Origin of the sequence: Butyricicoccus sp. Marseille-Q5471 (assembly GCF_951230135.1) — a bacterium.
GTDB lineage: Bacteria > Bacillota > Clostridia > Oscillospirales > Butyricicoccaceae > Agathobaculum.
The window spans coordinates 138,190-162,971 of sequence record NZ_CATNVC010000002.1; the positions used below are offsets into that span (position 1 = coordinate 138,190).

Below are 24,782 nucleotides of genomic sequence, written 5' to 3' on the forward strand. Positions count from 1 at the left end.
CTCTTAATTTAAGAAATCCTTGAGCTTCTTCGAACGGGACGGATGACGCAGCTTACGCAGTGCCTTGGCCTCAATCTGACGGATACGCTCGCGGGTGACGTTGAATTCCTTGCCAACTTCCTCAAGCGTGCGGGTGTGACCGTCCTCAATGCCGAAACGCAGGCGCAGCACCTTTTCCTCACGCGGAGTCAGCGTCTTAAGCACCTCAACCAGCTGCTCCTTGAGCAGCATGAAGGATGCGGCTTCCGCCGGTTCGGGCGCATCGTCGTCCGGAATGAAGTCGCCGAGGTGGGAATCCTCTTCCTCACCGATTGGCGTTTCCAGCGAAACGGGTTCCTGTGCAATCTTCAAGATATCACGAACACGGTCAACTGGCATATTCATTTCCTTGGCAATTTCCTCCGGACTCGGGTCGTGACCCAGCTCCTGCAGCAGCTGACGGGAAACACGGATGACCTTGTTAATCGTTTCTACCATGTGTACCGGAATACGGATGGTACGCGCCTGATCGGCAATTGCACGGGTAATGGCCTGACGAATCCACCACGTTGCATAGGTAGAAAACTTAAAGCCCTTGCTCGAGTCAAACTTCTCAACCGCCTTAATCAGACCCAGATTGCCTTCCTGAATCAGGTCAAGGAACAGCATGCCGCGGCCGACATAGCGCTTCGCAATTGATACGACCAGACGGAGGTTGGCTTCTGCCAGACGTTTTTTTGCACGCTCGCCTGCGGCAACCGCCTTATCAAGCGCCTTGCGCTCGTCTGCCGGAATCTCGTCACCCTCTTTTTCGATGCGTTCAATGGCTTCCGCGCCCTTCTGCATCATCTCTGCCAGGCTGACTTCTTCTTCGGGAGACAGCAGATCTACCTTACCAATCTCCTTGAGGTACATGCGGACAGGATCGTCGATGGCAAAGGTCTCCGCCATGGCCGATGTGTCAATCAGCTCGGCTTCCGAAACCTCTTCAACCTCTTCCGGCTCAAAAGCCTCTTCCTCGTCGTTGCCGAGCGCCTTCTCCAGCACGCCCTCGCCTTCGATTTCGATGCCCATGGTTTCCATGGTTTCGTACAGTTTATCGATATCTTCGGTTTCCAGATCAAGTGCGGCAAGCGCATCCGCAATTTCCTTCAGGGACAGCTTGCCGTTCTTTTTGCCGAGCGCAAGCAGGTCCTTGAGTACCTGCTGCTGGTCGACGGTTTCCGGCGTGTTGTTGTTGGTCGTCATATCATTTGTCCTCCCGCGTTTTGTTTTTTGATGCGTCCAAAGGTTAGCAGCGGATCTTCTCCGGCTTCGGCGAGCGTACCGTCCTTGACGCGTTGTAATCGAATCGTGTTTATGTAGTCAGTCAGTGCCTGCCGCTGCTCGGCGGCGGGCGTAGAGGCTGACAACACGTTGGTCAGGTGTGCCATTTCACTTTCAGTTAATTCGCCCTCAAACTGGGCGATACCGACGATTTGGCCGTGTTCGTCCAGCGCGTGCGCGTGCTCATATATCTTACGCAAAATGGGCGCTGAGAACCACTCTGCCGGCAGTTCTTTTTGTAATCCAGCAAGTAATTTCTGGTCGCTGAAAATCAGTCGCAGCACACCTTCCTCCGCCTTTGCCGATTTTATATCCGTATAGGCAAGGGTTTTGTCCTTTGGCTGCGCCATATTGACCGGCGAGCGTATCTCTTTTCTTTCCGCCGCCTTTCGCTTTTTCAGGCGAATGGTCAGTTCCCGCTTGACCTCAACCGCCATGGCTTCGGGCGTTACGCCCGCCATTTTGGCCGCACGTCCGGCGTATACCTCGCGCTCCACCGAAGAATCAATGGTGGCGAGCATGCGTGCTGCATCCTTGAGAAACTGCACCCGCGCCTCATCATCCTCCAAATCATATTTGGCGGCGATTTGTTCGATGCGGTATGCGTTGTGGTTTTCACTGCGCTCAATCAGATTGCGGAACGCATCCGCGCCCTTTTCGCGCAAGAATTCATCCGGATCCTTGGCACCCGGAATTTTAAGCACCTTGACCTGCAAATCGCATTTTTTTAGAATATCAATTGCACGCTGTGCCGCTGCCTGCCCCGCGCCGTCCGCATCATAGGAAATGACGATTTGTCCGGTGTGCCGCGCAATCATGCGCGCCTGATCCTCGGTCAGCGAAGTGCCGAGCGAAGCCACCGCCGAGTCAAATCCTGCCTGATGCAGCGCGATTACGTCCATATAGCCTTCCGCCAAAATGAAATAGTCGCTGCGCGTCGTCTTGGAAAAATTAAGCGCAAACAGATTTCGGCTTTTGTGGAAAATGGGCGTTTCGGGCGAGTTGAGGTATTTGGGTTTGGAATCATCCATGACTCGACCGCCGAAGGCGATTACGTTGCCGCGCACATCGATGATGGGAAACATGACGCGGTTTCGAAACCGGTCATATACCCTGCCCTTTTCGTTGCGGCTCACCAGTCCCGCGTCGAGCAGTTCCTCACGAGTGTAACCCTTTGCGGCCATCGCATCCATCAGCGCATGAAATGAGTCAGGTGCATAGCCCAGACCGAATTTGTTCATAATCCGCCGATGCAGACCGCGGTTTAAAAAATACTGCTGCACCGACCGATTCTCCGGCAGCCAGAGTGTGTCATAAAAGAACCGTCCCGCGTCCTTGCAAAGGGCGTACAGCCGTTCCCGGTGCCGCGCCGCCTTTCGCTCATCCTCGCCCTGTTCGGGCACCTCGATGCCGCAGCGGGCAGCCAGGAAGCGTACCGCATCCGGAAATTCCAGGCCCTCGGCCTTCATGACAAAGGTGATAACGCCGCCGCCCGCGCCGCAGCCGAAGCAGTGAAAAATCTGCTTGTCGGCCGAAACGGAAAACGACGGACTTTTTTCATTATGGAAGGGGCAAAGTCCAAAGTAATTTGCGCCGCTCTTTTTGAGGGGAACGTACTGTGACACGACATCAACAATGTCGTTTCGTGCCGACAATTCGTCCAGAAAGATGCGGTCAAAGGCCATACGCGCATCCTCCTCTCCGCATTATGCCCAATTCGTCAATCTTCAATCTTGTTCCAGCTTTTGGGGATAAAAAGCCGTTTATACGCGGTAATAGAATACCGATCGGTCATGCAGGCAATGTAATCGCACACCACTCGCTCCAGCGGATCGCCCTGCGTCATCAGTACAAAGTAGTCCGCCGGCAATTCATCCGGATGTTCAACAAAATATTCATACAGACTGCGCAGCATATTTCTTGCGCGCGTCTCTTCGCTTTGCGCCTCCGTGCCGCGATAAACATAGTCAAACATAAACCGGCGCAGCTCCATCATCGCGTCATGTACTCGCTCGTCCATGCCGATTTCACGATGCTCCATGCCGTATTCAATCATCGCCGTGACCATCGTATCAATGCGCTTGCCGTGCGAATCCCCCAGTCTGTCCCGCAGGGCTTTGGGGATATCCTCCGCACGGATGAGTCCACCGCGCACGGCGTCGTCGATATCGTGGTTAATGTACGCAATGCGGTCGGCGTAGTGGATAATGCGTCCCTCCGGGGTGCACGCCTTGCGGCTGCCCGTGTGGCAAATGATGCCGTCCCGCACCTCGTGGGTCAGGTTCAGCTCCTCCAGCTTGTCCACCATGCGCAAGCTCTGCTCGTTGTGGCGAAAGCCAAGCGGACAGACCTCGTCCAGCGCCCGCTCACCCGCGTGTCCGAACGGCGTATGTCCCAAATCGTGCCCAAGTGCAATGGCTTCGGTCAAATCCTCATTGAGCGATAGCGCACGCGCGACTGTACGCGCAATCTGCGCGACCTCGAGCGTATGTGTCAGGCGGGCGCGATAGTGGTCGCCCTCCGGTGAAATGAACACCTGTGTCTTGTTGGACAGGCGACGGAACGCCTTGGAATGGATGATGCGATCGCGATCACGCTGATAGCAGGTGCGGTATGGACATTCGTCCATCGGCTTTTGCCGTCCCTGCGTTTTGACCGAAGGCGTGGCCCAATCGGCGAGTGTCTGCGCCTCGCGCTGCTGCTGCTGTTCTCTGACTGTCATGAAGCCGGTTTCCTCCTGTTCGCGAAAAGCCTTGTATTAAGTAAGTACCGCGCCGATCCGAAAAAACCTCTTTTTTTCACAAAATTTCAGTGTATTTTTTTATCTTTCGGCATTCCCCGCTCAGCATTGTGAATCCCGTCAAGATAGCTATATATATGCAATATTTTTTAGATATAATCACCATTCAAAGAAAGTTTCACGGACAGCAAATGCTGCCCGTGTTTCTATTTGATGCGCCGACCCATGAACTTGGTCTCCACGACCTCTGCATAGACCTGTCCTGCGGTCGTATCCGCCAGTGCGCGGTTGAGCGCTTCTTCCCCGCCCGCGGGCAGAGAACAGGTCAGCGTCACATCCGCTCCGTAGTCGGTCTCCTCGACCGCGCAGTCAAAATCGGGCAGTAAGTGCTGAACGATTTCGTACAGGTTATATGGGCATGCAATCAGCACAACGCTGAACATGCTCATCTGCATTACGCCCGCAGCCTGAACGGCAATCTGGGCACCCTGCGTATACGCGCGCACCAGACCGCCCGTACCAAGCAGGATACCGCCGAAATACCGTGTCACCACACAGCAGACGTTGACCAGATTTTCATGCCGCAGCACGTCCAGAATCGGCATACCGGCTGTGCCCTGCGGCTCGCCGTCGTCCGAGTAGCGCATGATATTGCCCTCGCGCAGGATATACGCCCAACAGTTGTGCGCGGCATCCCAGTGTGTTTCGCGCATTTCCTTGATTTTGGCGACCGCCTCATCTGGAGTTTCGACCCGCCAAAGACGGCTGGTAAATTTGGAGCGCTTTTCCTCGAACCGATCCTCGCCATAGGCGTCAAACGGCACGAAATAATCCTTCTCCATCAGTCAGTCCTCGATTTGGTACGCCATGATACGGCCATAGGTCTTATCATCAACCACAGCCTCAAGAATTGTCCCGTTTTCGGCGTAATCGATCGATTCCACCTGTGCTTCCCGATGCAGCATATCGAGCACCGCGCCCTCGCTGTACGGAATCAGCAGTTTCACCTTGTGCTTGCCCTTACCGAGCGCTTTTTCAATCGCTTCGAGCAGGCTGTCCAGACCGACGCCCATCTTGGCTGAAATCTTCACGCCCTCATCGGGACGGAAGAAGGGAATGACATCGGGATGACACTTATCGGCTTTGTTGTAAACCATAACGCGCGGAATATCCTGTGCGCCCAACTGTGCGATTACCTTGTCAACCGTTTCCGCCTGCGTCTGCCAGTTCAGGTCAGACACATCAACCACATGCAGCAGCAGGTCGGCATAGACCAGCTCCTCAAGCGTTGCTTTGAAGGCCGAAACCAGATGATGCGGGAGCTTGCGGATAAATCCAACCGTGTCGGAGAGAAGAATCTCCTGTGTATCCGAAATGCGCTTTTTGCGCGTTGTCGGGTCAAGCGTGTCAAACAGCCGGTCGTTCGCTTCGATGCCTGCATCGGTCAGCGCGTTGAGCAGCGTAGACTTGCCCGCATTGGTATAGCCGACAATGGCAACCATCGGCAGCTCGGTTTTCTTACGCTGACGGCGCTGCACGGCGCGCACCTGACGCACCTGTTCCAGATCCTCCTTGAGCTTATCAATGCGGCGGCGGATATGGCGGCGGTCGCTTTCCAGCTTGGATTCGCCCGGGCCGCGCGTGCCGATGCCGCCGCCCAGACGGCTCATCGACCTGCCCATGCCGGACAGCCGCGGCAGGATATACTGGTACTGCGCCAGCTCAACCTGCAGCTTGCCCTCGCCCGTGCGGGCACGTTGTGCAAAGATATCAAGAATGAGCGCCGAACGATCGAGCACGGTTCTGCCGGTCAGCTCTTCCAGATTGCTGATTTGCGAGGGTGACAGCTCGTTGTCAAAAACAACAAGGGCTGCATCGTTCGCCTCAGCAAGCTGCTTTACTTCCTCGGCCTTTCCCTCGCCGATAAAGGTGCGTGCCTCCGGCGCGGGACGGCGCTGCAGCGTCATCGCAACCGCTTCGCCGCCTGCGGTTTCAAGCAGAGCCGCGAGCTCGGCCATGGTCTGCTCATTTGTATCCTGATCGGCGGTGAAGCCCGGGCAGGACAGGCCGACCAGCACCGCCTTTTCGGTCTTCTGTTCGGAAAGATTTGCTTCGTTCATCACATAATCTCCTTCCTGTTATATAAAGGAAAAAACCATCGAAAGCAAACGTTTCGATGGTTTTCTGAAGATGCTTACTTATCCAGATTGAAACGCTTCTTGAAGCGATCAACACGTCCGCCGGTGTCTACCAGCTTCTGCTTACCCGTGAAGAAGGGGTGGCACTTGGAGCAAACGTCAACGACGATATTCTCCTTGGTGGAGCCGGTCTCAATGACATTGCCGCAGGCACAGCGGATAGTCGTCTGCTTGTACTCGGGATGGATGCCCTGTTTCATGTTGTTTCACCTCTTTTCACGAAAATATTCTAACAGTCGTAAATTTATGATAGCATAGCAGGTCGTAAATTGCAAGCATTATTTTAGATAAACAAGATTTTCTTCTTTCCAATCCTTTAAAATCGGAATCATAGAAGCCGCGAGTGCCTTTGCTCCTGCAAGGTCGTGCAGCAGATAGTTGCCGCATTCGATGCGGCCTGCGCCCGGAATTTCACCCTCATACGCTGCAACGAAGTTCATCGTCTCGCGCACCAGTTCGATTGCATCCGCAGGTGCGAGGTCACGCACAAGGAAATAGAAGCCCGTCTGGCAGCCCATCGGACCGCAGTAGATGATGCTGTCCTGAAAGCGTGAATTGCGTGCATAGGTTGCAAACAGGTGCTCGAATGTGTGCCCTGCCGCAGGCTCAATGTAGGTACCCGTATTCGGATAAACCATTCGAATGTCGTAGGTTGTAATATCCCCGTCCACGCGGGATGTGTACATGCCGGGTTTCAGCACGTCGTGGTTGACTTCAAAGCTGGCAATTCGTTTCATGCCGTTTCCTCCATTGCTCCAATGATGATTTGACGCACGCGCTCCGGCAGTGCGCGCAGCTCTTCGCGGGACAGACCGTCGGTTTCCACCGGCGGGTGAATGGTCACACGCACCTCGGCCGGACGGATGCGCATGCCCTTGTTCGACTCCATCAGCCGATGTGTTCCCTCAATCGTGACCGGTACGATGGGAGTGCCCGCCATCGAAGCGATGCGGAACGCGCCGCCCTGAAATTGACCGACCGCACCGCCGCGGGAACGAGTGCCTTCCGGAAAGATGGTCAGGCCATGTCCGCTTTTCAACAGCTCCGCGCCCTGCCGCAGGGTTTCCGCGCCCGCACGGGGATTGCGCCGATCAACGAACAGGCAGTGCAGGTGGCGCATCCAGACGCGCACCAACGGCAGCCTGCCCAGTTCCGCTTTTGCAATCAAGCCGCGCGGCGCACCTACGCAGGCCAGCATGACCGGTACGTCGAAGTTGCCCTGATGATCGCCGACATAAACCGCTGCACGGTCAGGCAGGTTTTGCCGCCCGCTCACCTCGACCTTCGCACCGGCCAGCCAAAGCAGGCGGCGCGCCCAGTTTTGAACAACGCGTTCAACCAATCGGTCGCAGCGCTCCATTTCGCCCCGGTGCTCCAAATGGTTGGCATAGGCGCTAAGTGGTGCGCAGATGAGCAGATACAGCCAAAAATACATGAACCAAATGAGTGTCCGAAGCAAATCTTATTCCTCCGCCGTCGGTTTCATAAACCGGAGTTCTGTTTTGTAAATGCGCAGCAGCAGCGCATAGGAAATGACAAACGCCGCAACCTCGGCAATCGGGAACGAATACCAAACCGCCTGCAAACCATATATCCGGCCAAGCAGCCACGCCGCAGGCAGAATGAGCAGCAGCTGACGGCAGACCGACACAATCAAGCTGGCCATACCGCGGCCGATGGCCTGAAAAATGGTCGAGTTGATGATGCCGAAGGCCGCGCCGAGGAAGGAAATGCTGATAATGCGAAGGGCGGGCACGCCCACCGCCAACATTTCGGGATCGTTATTGAACAGGCGAATCATCTGCTCGGGAAAAATTTGAAATACCACAAGTCCGGCGACCATGATGGCAACCGCTCCGGCAAGCGTGATTTTGTAGGCACTCATCAAGCGCTTTTTGTTGCGCGCGCCGTAGTTGTAGCCCATGACGGGCAGCGCACCTTGGTTGAGGCCGAATACCGGCATAAACACAAAGGTTTGCAGCTTGAAGTAGATACCGAGCACAGAAACCGCGATTTCGGAAAACTGAATCAAAATGACGTTCATCCCCGCCGTCATGACCGATACAACGCTCTGCATGATGATGCCGGGCAGGCCGACACGGTAAATATCGAGTGCCGTGTGTCCCTGCCACCGAAATGCGCGCATATTGATTTTAACCGTTTTTTGATGCCGGAATGCGCCCCACAGGCCAATCACACAACCCAATATCTGCCCGATCACCGTGGCGATTGCCGCGCCGCGGATACCCATCTGCGGGAACGGACCGATGCCGAAAATAAGTAGCGGATCGAGGATGATGTTGCAAATCGCGCCGAACAGTCCCTGACACATCGGGATAATCATGTCACCTGTTGACTGCTGAATTTTTTCAAACATGATAGAAATGATGACGAAAATACTGCCGCCAACCGCGATACGCGAATAGTCGACCGCCTGCTCGAGCACGGATGCGTTATCCGTGAACAGCGACAGGAACGGGCGGCTCAAAAACAGGCCGATCAGCACAAACGCAAAGCCGCTGATGATGGACAGCACAATGCCGTGCTCCGCCGCATCATCCGCCTCCTGTTGGCGTTTTTCACCAAGCCGCCGCGCAATCAGCGAATTTACGCCAACGCCCGTTCCCACGCCGATTGCAATGACCAGCGTCTGCAGCGGGAATACCAGCGAAACCGCCGTCAGCGCATCGGTCGAGAAGCGCGCGACGAAAATACTGTCCACAATGTTGTACAGCGCGTTGATCAGCATGGAAATCATAGCCGGCAGCGCCATCGAGAAAATCAGAGGCCCCATGCTGTGGGTGCCCATTTTGTTGGACTGTTCCAACGGTAATACCCCCTTATCGGTGATGAAAAACGAAACCGCGCCGGAATACTCCGCCGCAGCCGTTATCATCATATAGCTTGTCTATTTTAACGGAATACAGTTTGTTTTTCAAGTGTTTCGCAGAGTTTTTATATTTTTCCGTCGAGTTCCTCAAAGGAGCGCTCAACAAAGAAGTCGCTCGCCGCACGCAGCTGCGCCTCGCCTGCCGCGTAGGCCGGCTCCGCCATGCCACAGACACGAAAGCCTGCACGCTTCGCCGTTTCGCCCGCATAGGGCGCATCCTCAAAGACAATGCACTCGTCCGCCGCAAGACCCAGTTTTTCGGCGGTGCGCAGATAAATATCCGGGCGGCGCTTGCTCACGCCGATATCCTCAATCGTCAGCATGAAGTCAAAATAGTCGAGCATACCGCGGTCACGCAGCGCTTTCTCGGCATGATGGCGGGCGGTCAGCGTGGCAATTGCCATTTTAACCTTATTTTCCCGCAGGCGGTCTAGGAAACGGAGCACACCGTCTTTCGGCTGTGCCAATGCTTCGTAGCGTGCTGTGATGAGTTCATCCAGCCCATTTACCAGTCCCTGTGCGTCGAACGGCAGGAACGGATAGGTGTCGATAAAATACTGCGCGCCCTGCAGCTGCGTCGTGCCTTCAATCGCCTCATAGTCTGCATCGGTGACGGTCACGCCATACTGCCCCAGAAACCGCTGACTCAGCTGATCCCAAACCGGCATCGAATCCAGCAGCGTGCCGTCCATATCAAAAATTGCGCCTTTGAAATTGTGCATGAAAACCTTCCTTATTTCGTTTTGCGGTCGATAAACTGCGGCCGCATCTTGGAGTAGAGAATCTTTTGCTCGCGGTACAGGCCGTAATAACCCGAAAGCATATAGGCGACCGCAATGACGATTGCAAACATAGGCAGTCCCTGTCCGCCGAACAGTTCAAACGCAAGCAGCAGCGAGGTCAGCGGCGAATTGGTCACGCCGCAGAACACCGCTGTCATGCCGAGGCCTGCGGCAAACGAGGGGTTCAGTCCGAAAAATCCGCCGTAAGCCGCGCCGAACGTCGCGCCGATGAACAGCACCGGAACAATCTCGCCGCCCTTATATCCGACGCCAATCGTAATCGCAGTCAACAACAGTTTGATGAAAAACGCCGTATACTGCGCCTGCCCCATCATCGCACGCTCGATTACTGCTATGCCCGCGCCGTTATAATCCCGCGTACCAAGCAGCAGCGTAACCAGCACGACCGTCAAGCCGCCCGCCGCGATGCGCAAGTATTGATTGGTTATGTATTTTTGGTACAGCCTGCCGATATTATGAAACACCATGCACACGACAGCGGATAGCACGGCGCATACCACGCCGAAAATCACGAGTTTTACCAATAACAGCGCGGTTACCTCATCCGGCACACCGCTGATTGGAAAAGCCGTCGTGCCGCCGCCGAGTGCCAGCGCCACGCGATGCGCGATGACCGAAGCCAAAATACATGGAAACAGCGCCGCATAGTACATCACGCCGACACTGATAACTTCCATCGAAAACACCGTCGCTGCGAGCGGCGTGCCGAACAGCGCCGCAAAGCCCGCCGCCATACCGCACATGGTAATCGTACGCGAATCACGGTCGTCGAGCCGCATCCAGTGGCCGATATTGCCTGAAATGGCACCGCCCAGCTGCAGTGCCGCACCCTCGCGTCCGGCCGAGCCGCCAGTCAGATGGGTCAGCACCGAGGTGACGAAAATTGCCGGCGCTAGCCGCAGCCGCACCGGATGGTTTTCGCGCACCGAGGTCAGGATGAAGTTGGTGCCCCGCTCAAGCGGCATATCTGCCTTAGCGTACCAGAACGCAATAGCGACACCGGAAAACGGCAGCAGATACAGCAGCCAACCGTGCGCTTCGCGCTGTGTTCCCGCCCACTCCAATGCATGGTGAAACGCCGCGCCGACCGCGCCGACCACCACACCAATGACCACCGCAAACAAACACCATCTCAAAAAAATAACCACATTTTTCAATTGTTTCTCGCAATATGCTTGCCGCTCCAAAGTTTCACCCCTTATTTCTTCATCAAAGCGATAAAAGTGCCCCGCAGCAGAAACCACGGGGCAATGCTCATTTACTTGGACGTAACCGAAGTTTCCTTAGGCACAACGTCGTGTGCGCCGCCCTCGACAATCGAGGTAGCAGATACCAGCGTAATCTTCGCTGTCTTCTGCAGTTCCGGAATCGACAGCGAGCCGCAGTTGCACATCGTAGAACGCACCTTGCTCAGCGTCAGCGTCACATTGTCCTTGAGCGAGCCGGCGTACGGCACGTAGGAGTCCACGCCTTCCTCAAAGGACAGCTTTTTATCGCCGCCGAGGTCATAGCGCTGCCAGTTGCGCGCGCGGGCCGAACCCTCGCCCCAGTATTCCTTCATGAAGGTGCCGCCCACATTGACCTTGTTCGTCGGAGACTCGTCAAAACGGGAGAAATAGCGACCCAACATCAGGAAATCCGCACCCATGGCAAGCGCCATCGTGCAGTGATAATCATGGACAATGCCGCCGTCCGAGCAAATCGGCACGTAGACACCGGTTTCCATATAATACTCATCACGCGCTGCAGCAACTTCAATCAGTGCAGTTGCCTGACCGCGGCCAATACCCTTCTGCTCACGGGTGATGCAGATCGAGCCGCCGCCGATGCCGACCTTGATGAAGTCCGCGCCGGCCTCAGCCAGGAAGCGGAAGCCCTCACGGTCAACCACGTTGCCTGCGCCGACCTTGACCGCATCGCCGTACTTGGCGCGTACCCACGCCAGCGTACGTGCCTGCCACTCCGAGAAGCCTTCGGAAGAGTCGATACACAGCACATCCGCACCGGCCTCAACCAGAGCAGGGACGCGCTCTGCATAGTCGCGCGTGTTGATGCCCGCACCAACGACATAGCGCTTGTGCGCGTCGAGCAGCTCGAGCGAATTCGCCTTATGGCTGTCATAGTCCTTGCGGAACACCATGTAAACCAAATGCTGCTGCTCATCTACAAGCGGCAAAGCGTTCAGCTTGTTGTCCCAGATAATGTCGTTGGCGAGCTTGAGGCTGGTGTCCGCAGGCGCGGTAATCAGCTTCTCAAACGGCGTCATAAACTCAGAAACCTTAGCATCACGATCCATACGGGAGACACGGTAGTCACGGCTGGTGACGATGCCGAGCAGCTTGCCGTTGGCCGTGCCGTCATCTGTGACCGCCATCGTGGCGTGGCCGGTTTTTTCCTTAAGCTCAAGCACGTCGGACAGCGTCTGCTCCGGACGCAGGTTGGAGTCGGATACAATGAAACCTGCCTTGTAAGACTTCACACGAGATACCATCGCCGCTTCGCTTTCAATGGTCTGCGAACCGAAGATGAAGGAAATGCCGCCCTCCTGTGCAAGAGCGATTGCCATGCGGTCGTCCGAAACGGCCTGCATGATTGCTGAAACCATCGGAATATTGGCATACAGGGCAGATTCCTCACCCTTCTTATACTTCACGATCGGCGTGCGCAGGCTAACGTTTCCCGGAACGCAGTCCGCTGACGAATAACCGGGCACAAGCAGATACTCACTAAACGTACGAGAAGGCTCCTTGAAATAAAATGCCATATTCTTTCTGCTCCTTTTCAATTCCTATAAAATTTAATATTGTTTTTTATTATACCCTTTTTCCCATGTAAAGTAAAGCGTGCTTGTGACGGTTTTTGTGCTTTTTTGGCAGAGTTTCCTTATGCAAAACGCCGCCGCGCAACCCGTCCGCACACATGACGAAACCCCAGTGCTGAGGCACCGGGGTTTCCATTAAATCTCATATGCTGCGCTCGTCTCCAAAAAGAACAGCACTCTTTTAGAAACGGGCCTGCCGAACACCTGCTCCACCGCATAAGCATATGCCTCGAGCTGCGGACGGTATTCCTCCGCGCGTGCGGCAAGCGAGGACGGCGTCACGCGGTCGGTCTTGAAGTCGAGCACGATGAATCCCTCATCCGTCTCAATCAAGCAGTCGACCACACCCTGCAGCAGCACCTTTTCCTCCGGTGCACCGGCTGCAATCGGAAAATACTGTCCTGCCGGTGCGAGGACGGAAAACTTAAACTCCCGTCGCACATGCTGCCCCTTCATCTGCTTCTGATACAGAGATGATGCAAAAAAGGCTGTAATCCGCGCCGGCACGATCGCATCTGCCTGTTCGGGGGACAAAATCCGCTTCTCGCGCAGACGCGCGAGCTCCTGTTCCACCCCGTCCGGCGCAGAGGAACGCTCAAAATCGCAGAACTGCAAAAACAGGTGATGCGCTGTGCCGATTTCCGCACGGGTCAGGCGGTGCTCCCCCTGTTCAAACAGCGGCGCGCGCAGCACCGGCTCGCGGCTCGGCGGCGGAGTCTGCTCGGCGGCTTCGTCCGCGCGGTAGCCGCGCCCGACACCGGTCGCGGTCAGCTTGCTCGGCAGTTCGGTCAAGTAGTCATGCGGATAAGTGAGATACGGCTTGACCTCCGGCAGCTCCCGCTCCGTTTCTTCAAAACGCAGCACTTCTTCCGCACCGTCCACCGTCAGCTCTGCCGGTGTGAGTACGCGAAGCGAAAACACATCAGGCGTACCGGGGTTTTCGGTCAAATCCAATTCATACTGCTCGCGCAATGCCCGCGCCGCCGGATGTCGCAGCAGCGGCGCAATAATCCAGCCGAGCGGCGCACGCAGTGCACCCATCGCGTACTGCGGCAGCTTGGGCAGCGCAGCCAGCTGCGCCCACTTTTTCAATGCATTCGCAAGAGTCCCGCTTGCGCAGGTGATAATCAGCTTTTCCCGCGCACGCGTCAGCGCAACGTATAGCACGCGCAGTTCCTCCGAAACCATCTCCCGCCGCTGCAACGCCGCCACCGCCGTGCGTTCAACCGTGTCATACTGCACCCCGCGTGCCATATCGCGGCATTTGCTGCCGAATCCCAACTCGCTGTGCACCAGCACCGGCTCGCGCAAGTCGCCCTCATTAAACTGCTTAGCGCAGTCCGCCACGATGACGACCGGAAACTCCAGTCCCTTGGACTTGTGGATGGATAGAATGCGCACCGCGCCGCCGGTCGACTCTGCACCGACCGTCTGAAAATCCTCACCGGTTTCGGCCATGCCGCGCAGCAGACGCACAAAGGCAAACAGTCCGCGATACCCCTGCCCCTCAAACGCGCGGGCGCGTTCAAAAAAGGTCAGCAGATTAGACTGCCGCTGCGCCCCATTCGGCAGCGCGCCGTAAAGACCGAGTGCACCTGTTTGATCATAAATCTCCCACAGCAGGCGGTAAACCGGCTGATCGCAGGCGAAATCACGCAGAAAATCCAGCCGCTGCAGAAAAAGCGCCGCCTTTTCGTCGGTTTCAGCCGCTTGCAGCAGCGCATCATAATAGCTAATTTTGCGGTCGGTCAAACGAATGTCGGCCAGCTCCTGCTCGGAAAAGCCGAAAAGCGGCGAACGCAGCACACCGATCAGGTCGACATCCTGCCGCGGATTATCAATCACGGCGAGCAGCGAAACCATCACGCCGACCTCACTCGTACTTAGCAGACCCCCGCGCTCCTCCGCCGAGGCCGACAGGCCGACCGCCTCAAGTGCCGCTGTGTAAATCCGCGCTTTTCCGCGCGGCGAGCGCAGCAGGATAACGATGTCGCCCGGTGTGACCGGACGCAATGCGCCGGACGCCTTGTCGAGCACCGGAAACCGCTCATCCAGCAGGGCACGAATGCGCTTTGCAGCCAGCCGCGCTTCGAGTTCGGTCTTGTCCGCGCCGTCATCGTCCTCACCCGTTGCCGACGCGTCGATGAGCAACACCTCCGTCTTGTAGCGCGGGTCGTCTGCATCCGGATACGCCGCTCCCAGATGAAGCGCTTCGCGGTCGGTATAGACCAAATCGCCTACCGTTTCGCCCATTACGGACTCGAACAGGTAGTTGCACGCGTCCAGCACGCTCCCGCGCGAACGGAAATTCTGCCCGAGGATTACGCGGCGCGGCTCGCGCTCCTGAGCATGCTCAGCATCGGCAAATTGGCGGTACTTGTCCAGAAAAATCGTGGGATCGGCCAAACGGAAACCATAGATACTCTGCTTGACGTCGCCCACCATGAACAGGTTGGTTTCCGCTTTGGAGAGCGCACGAAAAATCGCGTCCTGTACGGCGTTGGTGTCCTGATATTCGTCTACCATGATTTCGGCATACCGCTCGGACAGCGTCCGCGCCAATTCGGAGCGCTCTGCCCCGTTATAAAGCAGCCGCACGGCAAAATGCTCCAAATCGTTGAAATCCGCCTGATTGCGTGCACGTTTAGCGGCGGAAAACGCATCATCAAACGCATTTACCACGTCAATCAGCGCAGAAAGTGCGGGTGCGGTTAGGCTGCGATCATAGACCGCACCGTTTGTGTCAACCGTAAGCCACTTGTCACGGATGGTCTTTGCGACCGTTTTCCACTCCTCGCGCAGCGCCTTGATGTGTTCCAAAAACGCCTTGTCCTCATAACCGCGCGGGGAGCGCAGGGTGTCAAACGCGATGCCGCGTGCCGATTCGACACACTCGTCCCACACGCCGTGCTCCAACGCGCTGAGCATGCTCACCGCCTGTTTCAAATCGTTTTGCAGGGCACTGCGGTATTTGTCGAGTTCTTCGACATCCTCCAGCTCCGCCACCGCCATGCGCAAAAACGCCGCGCCGTGCTCAGCCGCTGCATGCGCCTGCTCAAGCAGCACGCGTCCGTGCGGGGTGTTCATGTCCCCCGCGTACAGACCGCACCGCACGCGTTCCAAAAATGCGCGCGGATCGGGATGCGACTGAATCTTATCATAGGTGCTCAAAATCACCTCACCCAGGCGTTTATCATCACGCCCTGCGGTCAAAAGGTCGGTCAGCGCGAAGAATTCGCTGTTTTCCGCTTCATACGACGCTTCCAGCACCTCTTCCAGCACCTCAGCGCGCAGAATCTTCCCTTCCTGCTCGTCCATCAGCCGGAAATCCGGCGCAATGCCAAGCTGTGCCGCCTGTTCCCGTGCAAGCTGCAAGCACATCGCGTGCACGGTCGTAATCTGCGCACGGTGTACCAGAAACAGCTGCCGCCGCAGACGGGTGTCGTCCGGCCGTTTGGCCACCTCGGCAGCCAGTGCCGCGCCGATGCGCTCGCGCATCTCAGCCGCCGCCGCGTTCGTAAAGGTCACGAGAAGCAGCCGGTCCACGTCGACCGGGTCGCGGTCGTCGGTCAGGCGGCGCAGCACACGTTCGACGAGTACCGCCGTTTTGCCCGAGCCTGCCGCCGCAGAGACGAGCAGTGTGCCGCCCCTGTCTTCAATTGCGGTTTGCTGGTCCGCTGTCCATTTCGGCATGCTGCTCCCCTCCTATCTGCTGCCAGAATTCCTCATCCGAAAGATGGCGCAGCAGCCGCGCACGGTCGCCCGCGGTTTCATCAAACCGACAGGCCGCGCGGAAATCACACCAATCGCAGTAGCTTGAATTTTTGTCCTTTTTGCAGGGCACCGCATCAACGCTGCCAGCACGCAGCTCCTGCCCCATTTCGAGCAGCTTTTTCCGCGTGTACCGCGCCAGACGACCGAACTTCTCCAGATCGGCCACCGCCGATTTGGCAGAGAGACTCGGCTCTTCTTCACCCTTCTTGACCTTGATGGAGACAGGCAGATACCGTCCGTCGCCCGACAGGCCGCGCTCCATTGCATCGAGCAGCTCCATATCGTCCGACAGCAGTCCCGACCGCCGAAGCGCCTTGTCACGCATCGCGCGGAGCTGCTCCTCGTCAATATCGCGGGACGCGTCGGGCAGTTCATCGCGCACCGGCACGTACAGCACGCCCACCGGGACAATCTCGTTCAGCTCCTCGGCAAGCTTACTCCGATAGCGCTCCAGCCCTTGCTGCTGCAGCGCGGAAAGGTAGATAATCATCTGCATATTAAGTCCGTACCACACATCAGAGAGCGCAAACGATTTTTTGCCGCTCTTGTAATCCATCACGCGCAGGTACAGCCGACCGTTTTTAATATACCCGTCCACGCGGTCGACCTTTCCTGAGAGACTGACCGAAACGCCGTCCTCCTCGCATGCGACTGGTGGCAAATCGCCGCCGCGGGAAAAATCGACCTCGTAATCAATCGGCAGAAAATCGGATGCGCGCAGTTCTTCCAGAACATTGTCGAGAATCTGCTCCACCGTTTTAACGAGCCGCCGGAACAAGTAACGGAATCGCGCCGTCTTGGTTTCCAGCCCGCCGAGTTCCTCCTTGACATAACGCTGCACTACCGTACGGCACACTCGCTTAATCGTATCGGCCTCGGCAGCGCCCGCGCCTCCCTGCTGCGCGCCAAGCTCGGCGAGTGCGTGCTCCAACACATAATGGATGAATGTACCCGTTTCCAGCGCGTCGAACTTCGCCGCGCGGCGCTTTTTCGCCTTGAGTCCATACTGCATGAAAAAGGCAAACCGGCAGGAATAGAAGGTGTCAACGCGCGACGCGGTCAGCGCGAGCGATTTTCCGTACAGCCCGTCAATCGTATGCGGACTGACAAGCGGCCCGCGGCTGATGCGCTGTTTTGCCGCATGGCGCACCCGCTCGTCCTCCTGATAGTACGCAAAGGCTGCACAAGCAGCAGGCGAACGATCCCCCGACAGATAAGCGCAGGCCAGTTCAACCGCAGGACGTTCGGCTTGCAGCCGATCCTCCGCAAGCGCAGTCTGGTACTCAACAAAAGGAACCCCCTCAAGCAGCGAGCGCACCGTATGAATAAAATAGGATGGACGCGTCTCCTTGCCCGCCGCATCGGTCGTGTGATAGCTGAGCAGCAGCCCCTCGGTCGGGCAGGACAGTGCGCGATACAGTGTCTCCTGCTCCATCAGCAGCCGCTCCGCGCCCGAGGCCTTCAGCTCTACGCCCAGCGCATCCAGCTTGTCCCGATCGAGATCAGTAAGCAGAGACGCATTCGCTGACGCTTTCGGAATCAGGCCATCGTTAACGCCAAGCAGAAGCACATACTTTGCATTTTCGCCGCACGCGCGGTCAATGCTGCCGCAGGTCACGCGATCGAGCGAGACCGGAATCGAGCCCACATCATATTCACCAAGCACAAGGCGAAATAGCTGTGCAAACCGCTGTGCGGTCAGCGGCATATCGCCGCAGACCCACGCGAACTGCTCCATCGCTGAAACGAGAATTTCCCACAGCTGACGGTATTCCTCTGCGAGCTGCAGTCGGCCCGCCGTTTCGTGTCGAACGGCGCGGTCGGCCATTTGTCCCGGTGCATCGACCGCACACAGGAAGGCATACAGTGCACGCACACAGTCTCCCGCAGGCGTTTCACCCTTCAGCTGCTCGCGCAGAGCCGCGAACGGCGCGATTGCTTTTGCCCGCAGTGCATTCAGCTCGTCAAGCTGCGCACGGGAGGTATCGTCAAACGGCAGGCCGTAGCCGTCCGGATGCATATCCCACTCCCGCTCCCACACGCCGCCGCGAATGTTCCAGGTCAGCACATAGTTCTCCAGACGGTCTACCTCGTCGCGCGTGAGCAGGGTCAGTCCTGTTTTAAAGCAGGCAAACAAATCCTCATACCGAAAGCCGCCCTGCACTGCATCCAGTGCGCTTGTCACCAGTGCCAACGGCGGACGCGACAGCAAATCCGGCTTTTCGGCGAGGAAAACCGGAATATCATAGCGTGACATCGCCATAGCAAGGGGCGCAGTGTAGGAATCAATTTCACGCGCCGTAATCACAAAATCACGGTAGCGCAGTCCTTCATCTCGCACCTTGCGGCGGATCAAGGCCGCGGCGTGTTCGCACTCGTCAAACGGCGAACCGGCGGCGTATATGACAACCCCCTCCCCCGTGGCGGGGCGGGAGGTGCGAACCGGCAGCAGGCTTTCCGCCTCAACCGCCGCCAAATCGCTTGGCTGTGCCGCTTTGCTCCCGCCGCAGTCGGTCTGCTCCACGGTCATGCCGTGGCGTTTCGCCATGCGTGTCAGCGTTCGGACGGTGCGGCAGCCGGTGATGAAAATTTCAGGATAGCGCATATCACAGGTGACCGCCGCTGTCAGCGGAACGCGCATGGACAGCATAGCATCGATGACCGATAGCTCCTGCGGCGTAAAACCCAGAAAACCGTCCAGATAAACCGCTGTACCGTCCAGCACGCGGCTTTCCGACAGGCGGTCACGCAAATGCGTCAGCCGGTCGCGCGGGTCGGGCAGCGACTGTTCGCACAATCGGTCATAAGCCGTATACAGCTGCGCGAGGTCGAGCAGTTTTGCGGAAAGCGCCTGATCCTCGCTCTCCTCAGCCGCCTCAAACAGCGTCTCCGGCGGTAGCGCACAGGTTTTGCACTCGTCAATCAGCCGCAGCGCCTCGCGCAGCAGCTCAGGCTTGTCCGCAAGGCCGCTCCACACTGACAGCCCGCTCTGCACACGTCGTGCGGCCTGCTGCGCTGTAAGCAGCTGTCCGGCCGGCGTAAGCATCTGCTGCGCCAGACCGCCTACTTCGGCAAAAACGCGGTCACAGAGCCGGGAGAAGGTCAGCACCTCGGCAGTTCGTGCGCCGTGGTTGTCGGTGCATGCCGCCAGCTTTCGTTCATATACGTGAGAGTTCAGTTCAGGCACAAGCAGAATCTGCCGCCCCTGCCCCGTCTCACTCAGGCCTGCAATTTCCCGCAGGATTGCCGTGGTTTTACCGCTGTTTCCGCGGCCGGTCAGGATATGCATAGCGCCGTCCGCCCCCTTTCTGGTTTATGCCATTATCGTACCATTTTTGAAAAAAAGAATCAAGGCGTGAAAAAAAGCGAAAATTTTTGTTGACATTTGTCTGTATGTGTAGTATTCTAATTAAGCACTTCGCAGTTGGCCCGGTAGCTCAGTTGGTTAGAGCGCTAGCCTGTCACGCTAGAGGCCGTGGGTTCAAGTCCCATCCGGGTCGCCAATTTTGCCTCTGTAGCTCAGTCGGTAGAGCAGGGGACTGAAAATCCCCGTGTCGATGGTTCGATTCCGTCCGGAGGCACCACTTACATCCTGCGTGTCTTTCGAATCGAAAGGCGGCTCTTGAAAACAGTCCGGCGGACTGTTTGAACCGCCGTGGCTTTTCCGCAGAAAAGCGATTCCGTCCGGAGGCACCACTTATATCATCAAGAGCCTTCGGAAAAGCCGGAGGCACAAAATTCCACATGCGGCTGTAGCTCATCTGGTAGAGCGCCACCTTGCCAAGGTGGAGGTAGCGAGTTCGAGCCTCGTCAGCCGCTCCATTTTAAAAGCACCGTTATAAACGGTGCTTTTTTCATGTCCAAATATCCCCTTCCATTGACAATGCTTCGATGCAAGCGTATACTGAGTATGATAAGTTATACAAATCATACTTCGATAAGGAGATGCGCCATGAATGCACCGGAAGGCAAATATGCTTGGACCGTTAAGGTGGGCGAAAAAGGTCAATTTGTAATCCCCAAGGAGGCTCGCGACATTTTTGACATCAAGCCCGGCGATACCTTGATTCTATTGGGCGATGAGCAGCGAGGCATTGCAATCCCTCCAAAAAGCTCCTTTGCAGAGCTCATCACTAAAATATTTCAAGATCAACAACCGCCAACGAGTGGCGATAGAAGATGAGAAAACACTATATCGATAACATTCGGTGGATTACCGTAGCATTGGTGTTGGTGTACCATGTTTTTTATTTGTTCAATCACGCCGGCGTGCTAGGGGGCGTGGCCGCTTTAGAGGGTGCAAAATGCGCGGACGCGCTGCTGTATTTTCTCTACCCCTGGTTTATGGTGCTTCTGTTTCTCGTAGCCGGCATCAGCACACGATATTCTTTGAATCACCGCACTGCCAAGCAGTTCATACGCGGCCGAGCCGTCAAGCTTTTGGTCCCTTCCACGCTGGGCCTTTTCGTCTATCAGTGGATTTCGGGTTATTTTAACCTGAAAATCGGCGGCGGTCTTCCCTACATTCCAACTCTCATGCGATACCCGGTTTTTGTCATTAGCGGTATTGGCCCATTGTGGTTTATCCAAATGCTCTTCTTGTTCTCTCTGCTGATGGTCGCCGTGCGCAAGCTAGATCGCTCCGATCGGCTTTGGAGCGTCTGCGGCAAAATGACTTTACCGGCTCTGCTTCTGCTTGTGTTGCCCATTTGGGGCGCCGCGCAAATTCTCAACCTGCCTGTTTTAATCGTGTATCGGTTTGGAATCTATTTCTTCGCATTTTTACTGGGATACTTCGTCCTTTCTCACGAAGCGGTCATTTGTCGACTTGAAAAGGCAAAAATACCGCTTGGCATCTCCGCAGTTCTGTTGGGCGTTCTCTACACACTCTATTATTTCGGCAGTGATTACACCTCCGCCGCCTGCCTGCAAAGCTTTTTTACCAATTTATATTTATGGATTGCGGTGCTGGCCGTTCTGGGTTGTGCAAAGGCGTGGCTTGATTTCCAGTCCGCGTTTACCAGCTATATGAGCAAGGCCAGTTTCGGATGGTACATCCTGCATTATCCCATTCTGCTTGCCGTCTGCTATGTTTTGGTGCACGCGTTCAGCCTGCCTGCCGCCGCGGTATATCTGATTGCTCTTGCAGCTGAGTTTGCGCTCACTGCCGCTACATTCGAAATCCTAAAAAGGATCCCCATTGTCCGCTTTTGGGTTTTGGGAATTCAAAAATAAGAACGCAGCTATGCGCCATAAATTTAGGGCAGGCATCCGAAACCGGGTGCCTGCCCTAAAATATTCTGCTTCATTGCACATCATCTGACGCTGCCGCCGCGTTACTCTGCGACCGTTCCGTCCTGCTCCAGCAGCACATCATCAATCATACGCAGCAATTCCAGTGCACTGCGGAAGAAACAGGAGCGTTTCTTCTCAATCCAAACGACTTCTCCCTGCCAGCTTGCGTTTTGCCGAAAATTGATTCGCACCAAAAAGGTCGCCAATTTTCCGGGCGCACAGACGGCATCCTCCCATCCCTCAGCGGTGCGTTTTGCGAGCGCGGGCGCACGGTGCTCCAACAGTGCGCGGCGATCCTCAAACCGCTGTGTGTGCATGGTCTGATCCAGCAGATCATCTATATAGTGTATCAACGGCATGAGCGCTGAAAAGACAAACGTGGTCGGTTCAAACGCAGTATGCAGCCTGCCGGAAGGCACACCATTGACATATCCATCAAAGCAGAGCTTCAGCCCGCGCGCTTCGTACGGAACGGAATCCATTGGAACTGTCAACACGCTGTATCTGCCCCCTCTCCGAAAAGGTATTCCCTTTTTCTATTTTCTTTATTATGACATACTCCGGTTAAATCTCGGTTACATCTCGCCGAAAACGGGACAAATCTGCGAAAAAATTTTGCCGCCCCTCACTTCCCGCTTTCATCATTCCATAATCCGCTCGCCGTCCTGCGGACGAAGAGGACGTAGTTTGCACGAAAGCATCACCGGAGACTTGGGGAATTCCCTGCGAAAGGTTTTGCGAATACGCTCCATGACCATTTCACCGGTTTCATAGGTCACGGTTGGCAGCAGCACCACATATTGCGACGGACTAAACCGAGAAACGATGTCGCACTGGCGTAGGCTTTTCCGCACAACTGACAGCACTTGATCCATTGCACGGTTGAGCACCTTCTGTTCAGGGGTTTCCATGTAAGCATTGGTCACGGTCAGCAGTCCCAGAAAGATTCGGCCGCCATAGCGTGCAAGCACGCGTTCTTCAATGCGGTAAATATCCTGGAAAATGCCGAATTCGCAGACAAACGCACCGGTTGTCCCTTCTTTTTCTTGCAGCCGATCGCGCACGCTATCAATGTTCATGTCGGTTGTTTCTTCTGCCGCCGCAATCTTACGATACAGCGCGCGCAGTTCGTCCGACACCTGCACACCCAGCTCGCTGTAATACAGCTCCGTCACACGATTGTACTGCTGCATGGCTTCCTGATTGCGTCCGCACGCCGTCAGCGCCAGAATCAGTTCACGATTGAGTCCCTCATCCAGTTCGTCAAACCGAAGCGCATCCCGGCACAGATCCGCCGCTTCATCGGCACGTTGCTCTTGCCGCAGCCGCTCGCAGAGTTCCCCAACGAGTTTGAGATAGCAGCCATGGAAATACACTGTCGGCGATACCATCCACAGCTCGGTTTCATCGGACAAGCGACCGCGATACAGGGCGCAGGCCTGCTCGAGCAGCCGCATCCGTTCCTCTCCGCCGCAGTCTTCCTCCTGCAGGCGGTGAAACGCCTTCTCAAACTCCACAAAATCACACGTGGTATCAAGCGCCGGATTCCACTGGTACGCACCCTGTCCGACCGTAATGAATGTAAGCTCCTCCGGCGCGCCGCCCTGCACCAGTGCGGTACGCAAGCGGTGCATCAGCGTTTTGAGTGCGCCACGCGGATTTGCGCTGCCCTCATCCGGCCAAAAGGTCGCATAGAGTTCGCCATGCGGCACAGGACGATTCTGGTGCATAATCAGGTATTGCGCCATGTTTTTCAGTTTTTTGGAGCGGCTGAGTGGTCCGCTTACCACCACCCCGTTTACTTCGATCGTGAGTTCGCCAAACAACGCGACCGAAACCTTGGTTTTCGGATTTTGTCCTTTCACCACAGATCACCACCTCCGCTCGTCTGATTGAGTGACAGCTTTTTGCTCATTTGTTCCCGGTTAAAACAATATTGTACCGCGTTCTCCGCGGTGATAACATCCGCCTGGCACAATCGGAGCAGCTCATTGTCCATCGTCTGCATCCCTGTGCCGGCGGAGGCCTGCATGACCGCGCCAATCTGATGAATCTTCGCATCCCGAATCAGATTTGCAACGGCCGGATTCACACGCAGCACTTCGGCCGCCGGAAGCACACCGCCGGTTTTCATCGGAATCAGCTGCTGCGAAACAACGGCACGCAGCACCATAGATAGCTGAATCCGTACCTGATTCTGCTGTGCCGCCGGAAATGCGTCGATAATACGATCAATCGAGTTCGCCGCACCTGCCGTATGCAGGGTGGAAATCACGAGATGTCCCGTCTCCGCCGCCGTCATAGCCGTACGGATGGTCTCATAATCCCGCATTTCACCAAGCAGAATCACATCGGGTGCCTGCCGCAGTGCAGCGCGCAGCGCGGGTACATAACCCTCCGTATCCATACCGATTTCGCGCTGGGACACAATTGAGCGGTCGTGCTTGTGCAGATACTCAATCGGATCTTCGAGCGTAATAATATGCCCTTCCCGCGTTTTGTTAATGCGGTCGATCAGGCAGGCCAGTGTTGTTGTTTTGCCGCTGCCCGCAGGTCCGGTCACAAGAATCAGACCGCGCGTCAGGCTGCTCAGATCCATCACCGAATCGGGGATATGAATCGCCGCCGGATCGGGCAGGTCGAACGTAATGATGCGAATGACCGCCGCCAGCGAGCCGCGCTGCCGATACACATTGACGCGAAACCGCGACAACCCCGGAACCGAGAACGCGAAATCATCCTCGCCTTTCTCATGGAGCACCCGCATTTCCCGCTTGCCGAGTGCATAAATCTTGCCAATCATTTCGGCTGTTTGATCGGGCATCAGCCGCTCCCCCGTGTGGGTCAAATGACCCTCCACCTTGTAAGACGGCGGCAGACCGGCAACCAAAAACACATCAGACGCGCCGCACGCCACAACCTGATGCAATAATGCGTTGAGTTCTACCATTTCTCC

The 24,782-nt window shown here is 56.3% G+C and carries 19 protein-coding genes and 3 tRNA genes; 5 read left to right on the plus strand and 17 right to left on the minus strand.

Annotation, left to right across the window (positions count from 1 at the left end):
• Positions 1-3: 3 nt before the first annotated feature.
• The 14 genes from rpoD to QOX26_RS03240 form a co-directional block, all read right to left on the minus strand.
• A complete protein-coding gene (rpoD, locus tag QOX26_RS03175; RefSeq protein ID WP_283673442.1) occupies positions 4-1,227 on the minus strand; it encodes an RNA polymerase sigma factor RpoD in 1,224 nt (407 codons plus the stop codon).
• Positions 1,224-2,990: a DNA primase gene (dnaG, locus tag QOX26_RS03180; RefSeq protein ID WP_283673443.1), complete on the minus strand. Its 1,767-nt coding sequence runs from the start codon at positions 2,988-2,990 to the stop codon at positions 1,224-1,226. The genes rpoD and dnaG overlap by 4 nt, the downstream gene beginning before the upstream one ends.
• A 35-nt stretch (positions 2,991-3,025) precedes the next feature.
• Complete coding sequence (locus QOX26_RS03185; RefSeq protein ID WP_283673444.1) at positions 3,026-4,027, minus strand: deoxyguanosinetriphosphate triphosphohydrolase; 1,002 nt, start codon at positions 4,025-4,027, stop codon at positions 3,026-3,028.
• Positions 4,028-4,251: 224 nt separating this feature from the next.
• Positions 4,252-4,887, minus strand: a complete 636-nt coding sequence (locus tag QOX26_RS03190) for a YigZ family protein (RefSeq protein WP_283673445.1) — start codon at positions 4,885-4,887, stop codon at positions 4,252-4,254.
• A 3-nt stretch (positions 4,888-4,890) separates the two neighbouring features.
• On the minus strand, positions 4,891-6,165 hold the full coding sequence (gene hflX, locus QOX26_RS03195) for a GTPase HflX (protein ID WP_283673446.1): 1,275 nt from the start codon (positions 6,163-6,165) through the stop codon (positions 4,891-4,893).
• Positions 6,166-6,239: 74 nt separating this feature from the next.
• Entirely contained in the window at positions 6,240-6,443 is a 204-nt protein-coding gene (gene rpmE / locus QOX26_RS03200) for a 50S ribosomal protein L31 (RefSeq protein ID WP_031475830.1), read from the minus strand.
• A 78-nt stretch (positions 6,444-6,521) separates the two neighbouring features.
• Positions 6,522-6,980, minus strand: a complete 459-nt coding sequence (locus QOX26_RS03205; RefSeq protein ID WP_283673447.1) for an S-ribosylhomocysteine lyase — start codon at positions 6,978-6,980, stop codon at positions 6,522-6,524.
• Entirely contained in the window at positions 6,977-7,678 is a 702-nt protein-coding gene (locus QOX26_RS03210; protein ID WP_283673448.1) for a lysophospholipid acyltransferase family protein, read from the minus strand. The genes QOX26_RS03205 and QOX26_RS03210 overlap by 4 nt, the downstream gene beginning before the upstream one ends.
• A gap of 27 nt (positions 7,679-7,705) precedes the next feature.
• Positions 7,706-9,142: an MATE family efflux transporter gene (locus tag QOX26_RS03215; RefSeq protein WP_331488463.1), complete on the minus strand. Its 1,437-nt coding sequence runs from the start codon at positions 9,140-9,142 to the stop codon at positions 7,706-7,708.
• 56 nt (positions 9,143-9,198) lie between these two features.
• Positions 9,199-9,855 carry an HAD family hydrolase gene (locus QOX26_RS03220; protein WP_283673449.1) on the minus strand — a complete coding sequence of 219 codons (657 nt, stop codon included), beginning with the start codon at positions 9,853-9,855 and terminating at the stop codon, positions 9,199-9,201.
• 11 nt (positions 9,856-9,866) lie between these two features.
• Positions 9,867-11,072, minus strand: a complete 1,206-nt coding sequence (locus QOX26_RS03225; RefSeq protein WP_283673450.1) for a chloride channel protein — start codon at positions 11,070-11,072, stop codon at positions 9,867-9,869.
• 122 nt (positions 11,073-11,194) lie between these two features.
• A complete protein-coding gene (locus QOX26_RS03230) occupies positions 11,195-12,700 on the minus strand; it encodes an IMP dehydrogenase (protein ID WP_283673451.1) in 1,506 nt (501 codons plus the stop codon).
• A 192-nt stretch (positions 12,701-12,892) separates the two neighbouring features.
• Positions 12,893-16,450 (minus strand): helicase-exonuclease AddAB subunit AddA, encoded by a 3,558-nt coding sequence (gene addA / locus QOX26_RS03235; protein ID WP_283673452.1) that lies wholly within the window; start codon positions 16,448-16,450, stop codon positions 12,893-12,895.
• Positions 16,413-19,820, minus strand: coding sequence for a PD-(D/E)XK nuclease family protein (locus QOX26_RS03240; protein ID WP_283673453.1), 3,408 nt, complete (start codon positions 19,818-19,820; stop codon positions 16,413-16,415). Before QOX26_RS03240 ends, addA begins: the two co-directional genes overlap by 38 nt.
• A gap of 137 nt (positions 19,821-19,957) precedes the next feature.
• Here QOX26_RS03240 and QOX26_RS03245 point away from each other — a divergent pair.
• From QOX26_RS03245 to QOX26_RS03265, 5 genes are all read left to right on the plus strand, one after another.
• Positions 19,958-20,034 (plus strand) — tRNA-Asp (locus QOX26_RS03245).
• 5 nt (positions 20,035-20,039) lie between these two features.
• Positions 20,040-20,115: transfer RNA gene (locus QOX26_RS03250), tRNA-Phe, on the plus strand.
• A gap of 162 nt (positions 20,116-20,277) precedes the next feature.
• Positions 20,278-20,353, plus strand: a tRNA-Gly gene (locus tag QOX26_RS03255).
• A 130-nt stretch (positions 20,354-20,483) separates the two neighbouring features.
• Positions 20,484-20,714, plus strand: a complete 231-nt coding sequence (locus tag QOX26_RS03260; RefSeq protein ID WP_283673454.1) for an AbrB/MazE/SpoVT family DNA-binding domain-containing protein — start codon at positions 20,484-20,486, stop codon at positions 20,712-20,714.
• Positions 20,711-21,766: an acyltransferase family protein gene (locus QOX26_RS03265; RefSeq protein ID WP_283673455.1), complete on the plus strand. Its 1,056-nt coding sequence runs from the start codon at positions 20,711-20,713 to the stop codon at positions 21,764-21,766. Before QOX26_RS03260 ends, QOX26_RS03265 begins: the two co-directional genes overlap by 4 nt.
• A 101-nt stretch (positions 21,767-21,867) precedes the next feature.
• Here the strand turns inward: QOX26_RS03265 and QOX26_RS03270 are convergent, their stop codons facing one another.
• From QOX26_RS03270 to QOX26_RS03280, 3 genes are all read right to left on the minus strand, one after another.
• A complete protein-coding gene (locus tag QOX26_RS03270) occupies positions 21,868-22,308 on the minus strand; it encodes a hypothetical protein (protein WP_283673456.1) in 441 nt (146 codons plus the stop codon).
• Between the two features lie 159 nt (positions 22,309-22,467).
• On the minus strand, positions 22,468-23,694 hold the full coding sequence (locus QOX26_RS03275) for a BTAD domain-containing putative transcriptional regulator (protein ID WP_283673457.1): 1,227 nt from the start codon (positions 23,692-23,694) through the stop codon (positions 22,468-22,470).
• Positions 23,688-24,776 (minus strand): type IV pilus twitching motility protein PilT, encoded by a 1,089-nt coding sequence (locus QOX26_RS03280; protein ID WP_283673458.1) that lies wholly within the window; start codon positions 24,774-24,776, stop codon positions 23,688-23,690. The genes QOX26_RS03275 and QOX26_RS03280 overlap by 7 nt, the downstream gene beginning before the upstream one ends.
• Between the last annotated feature and the right edge of the window lie 6 nt (positions 24,777-24,782).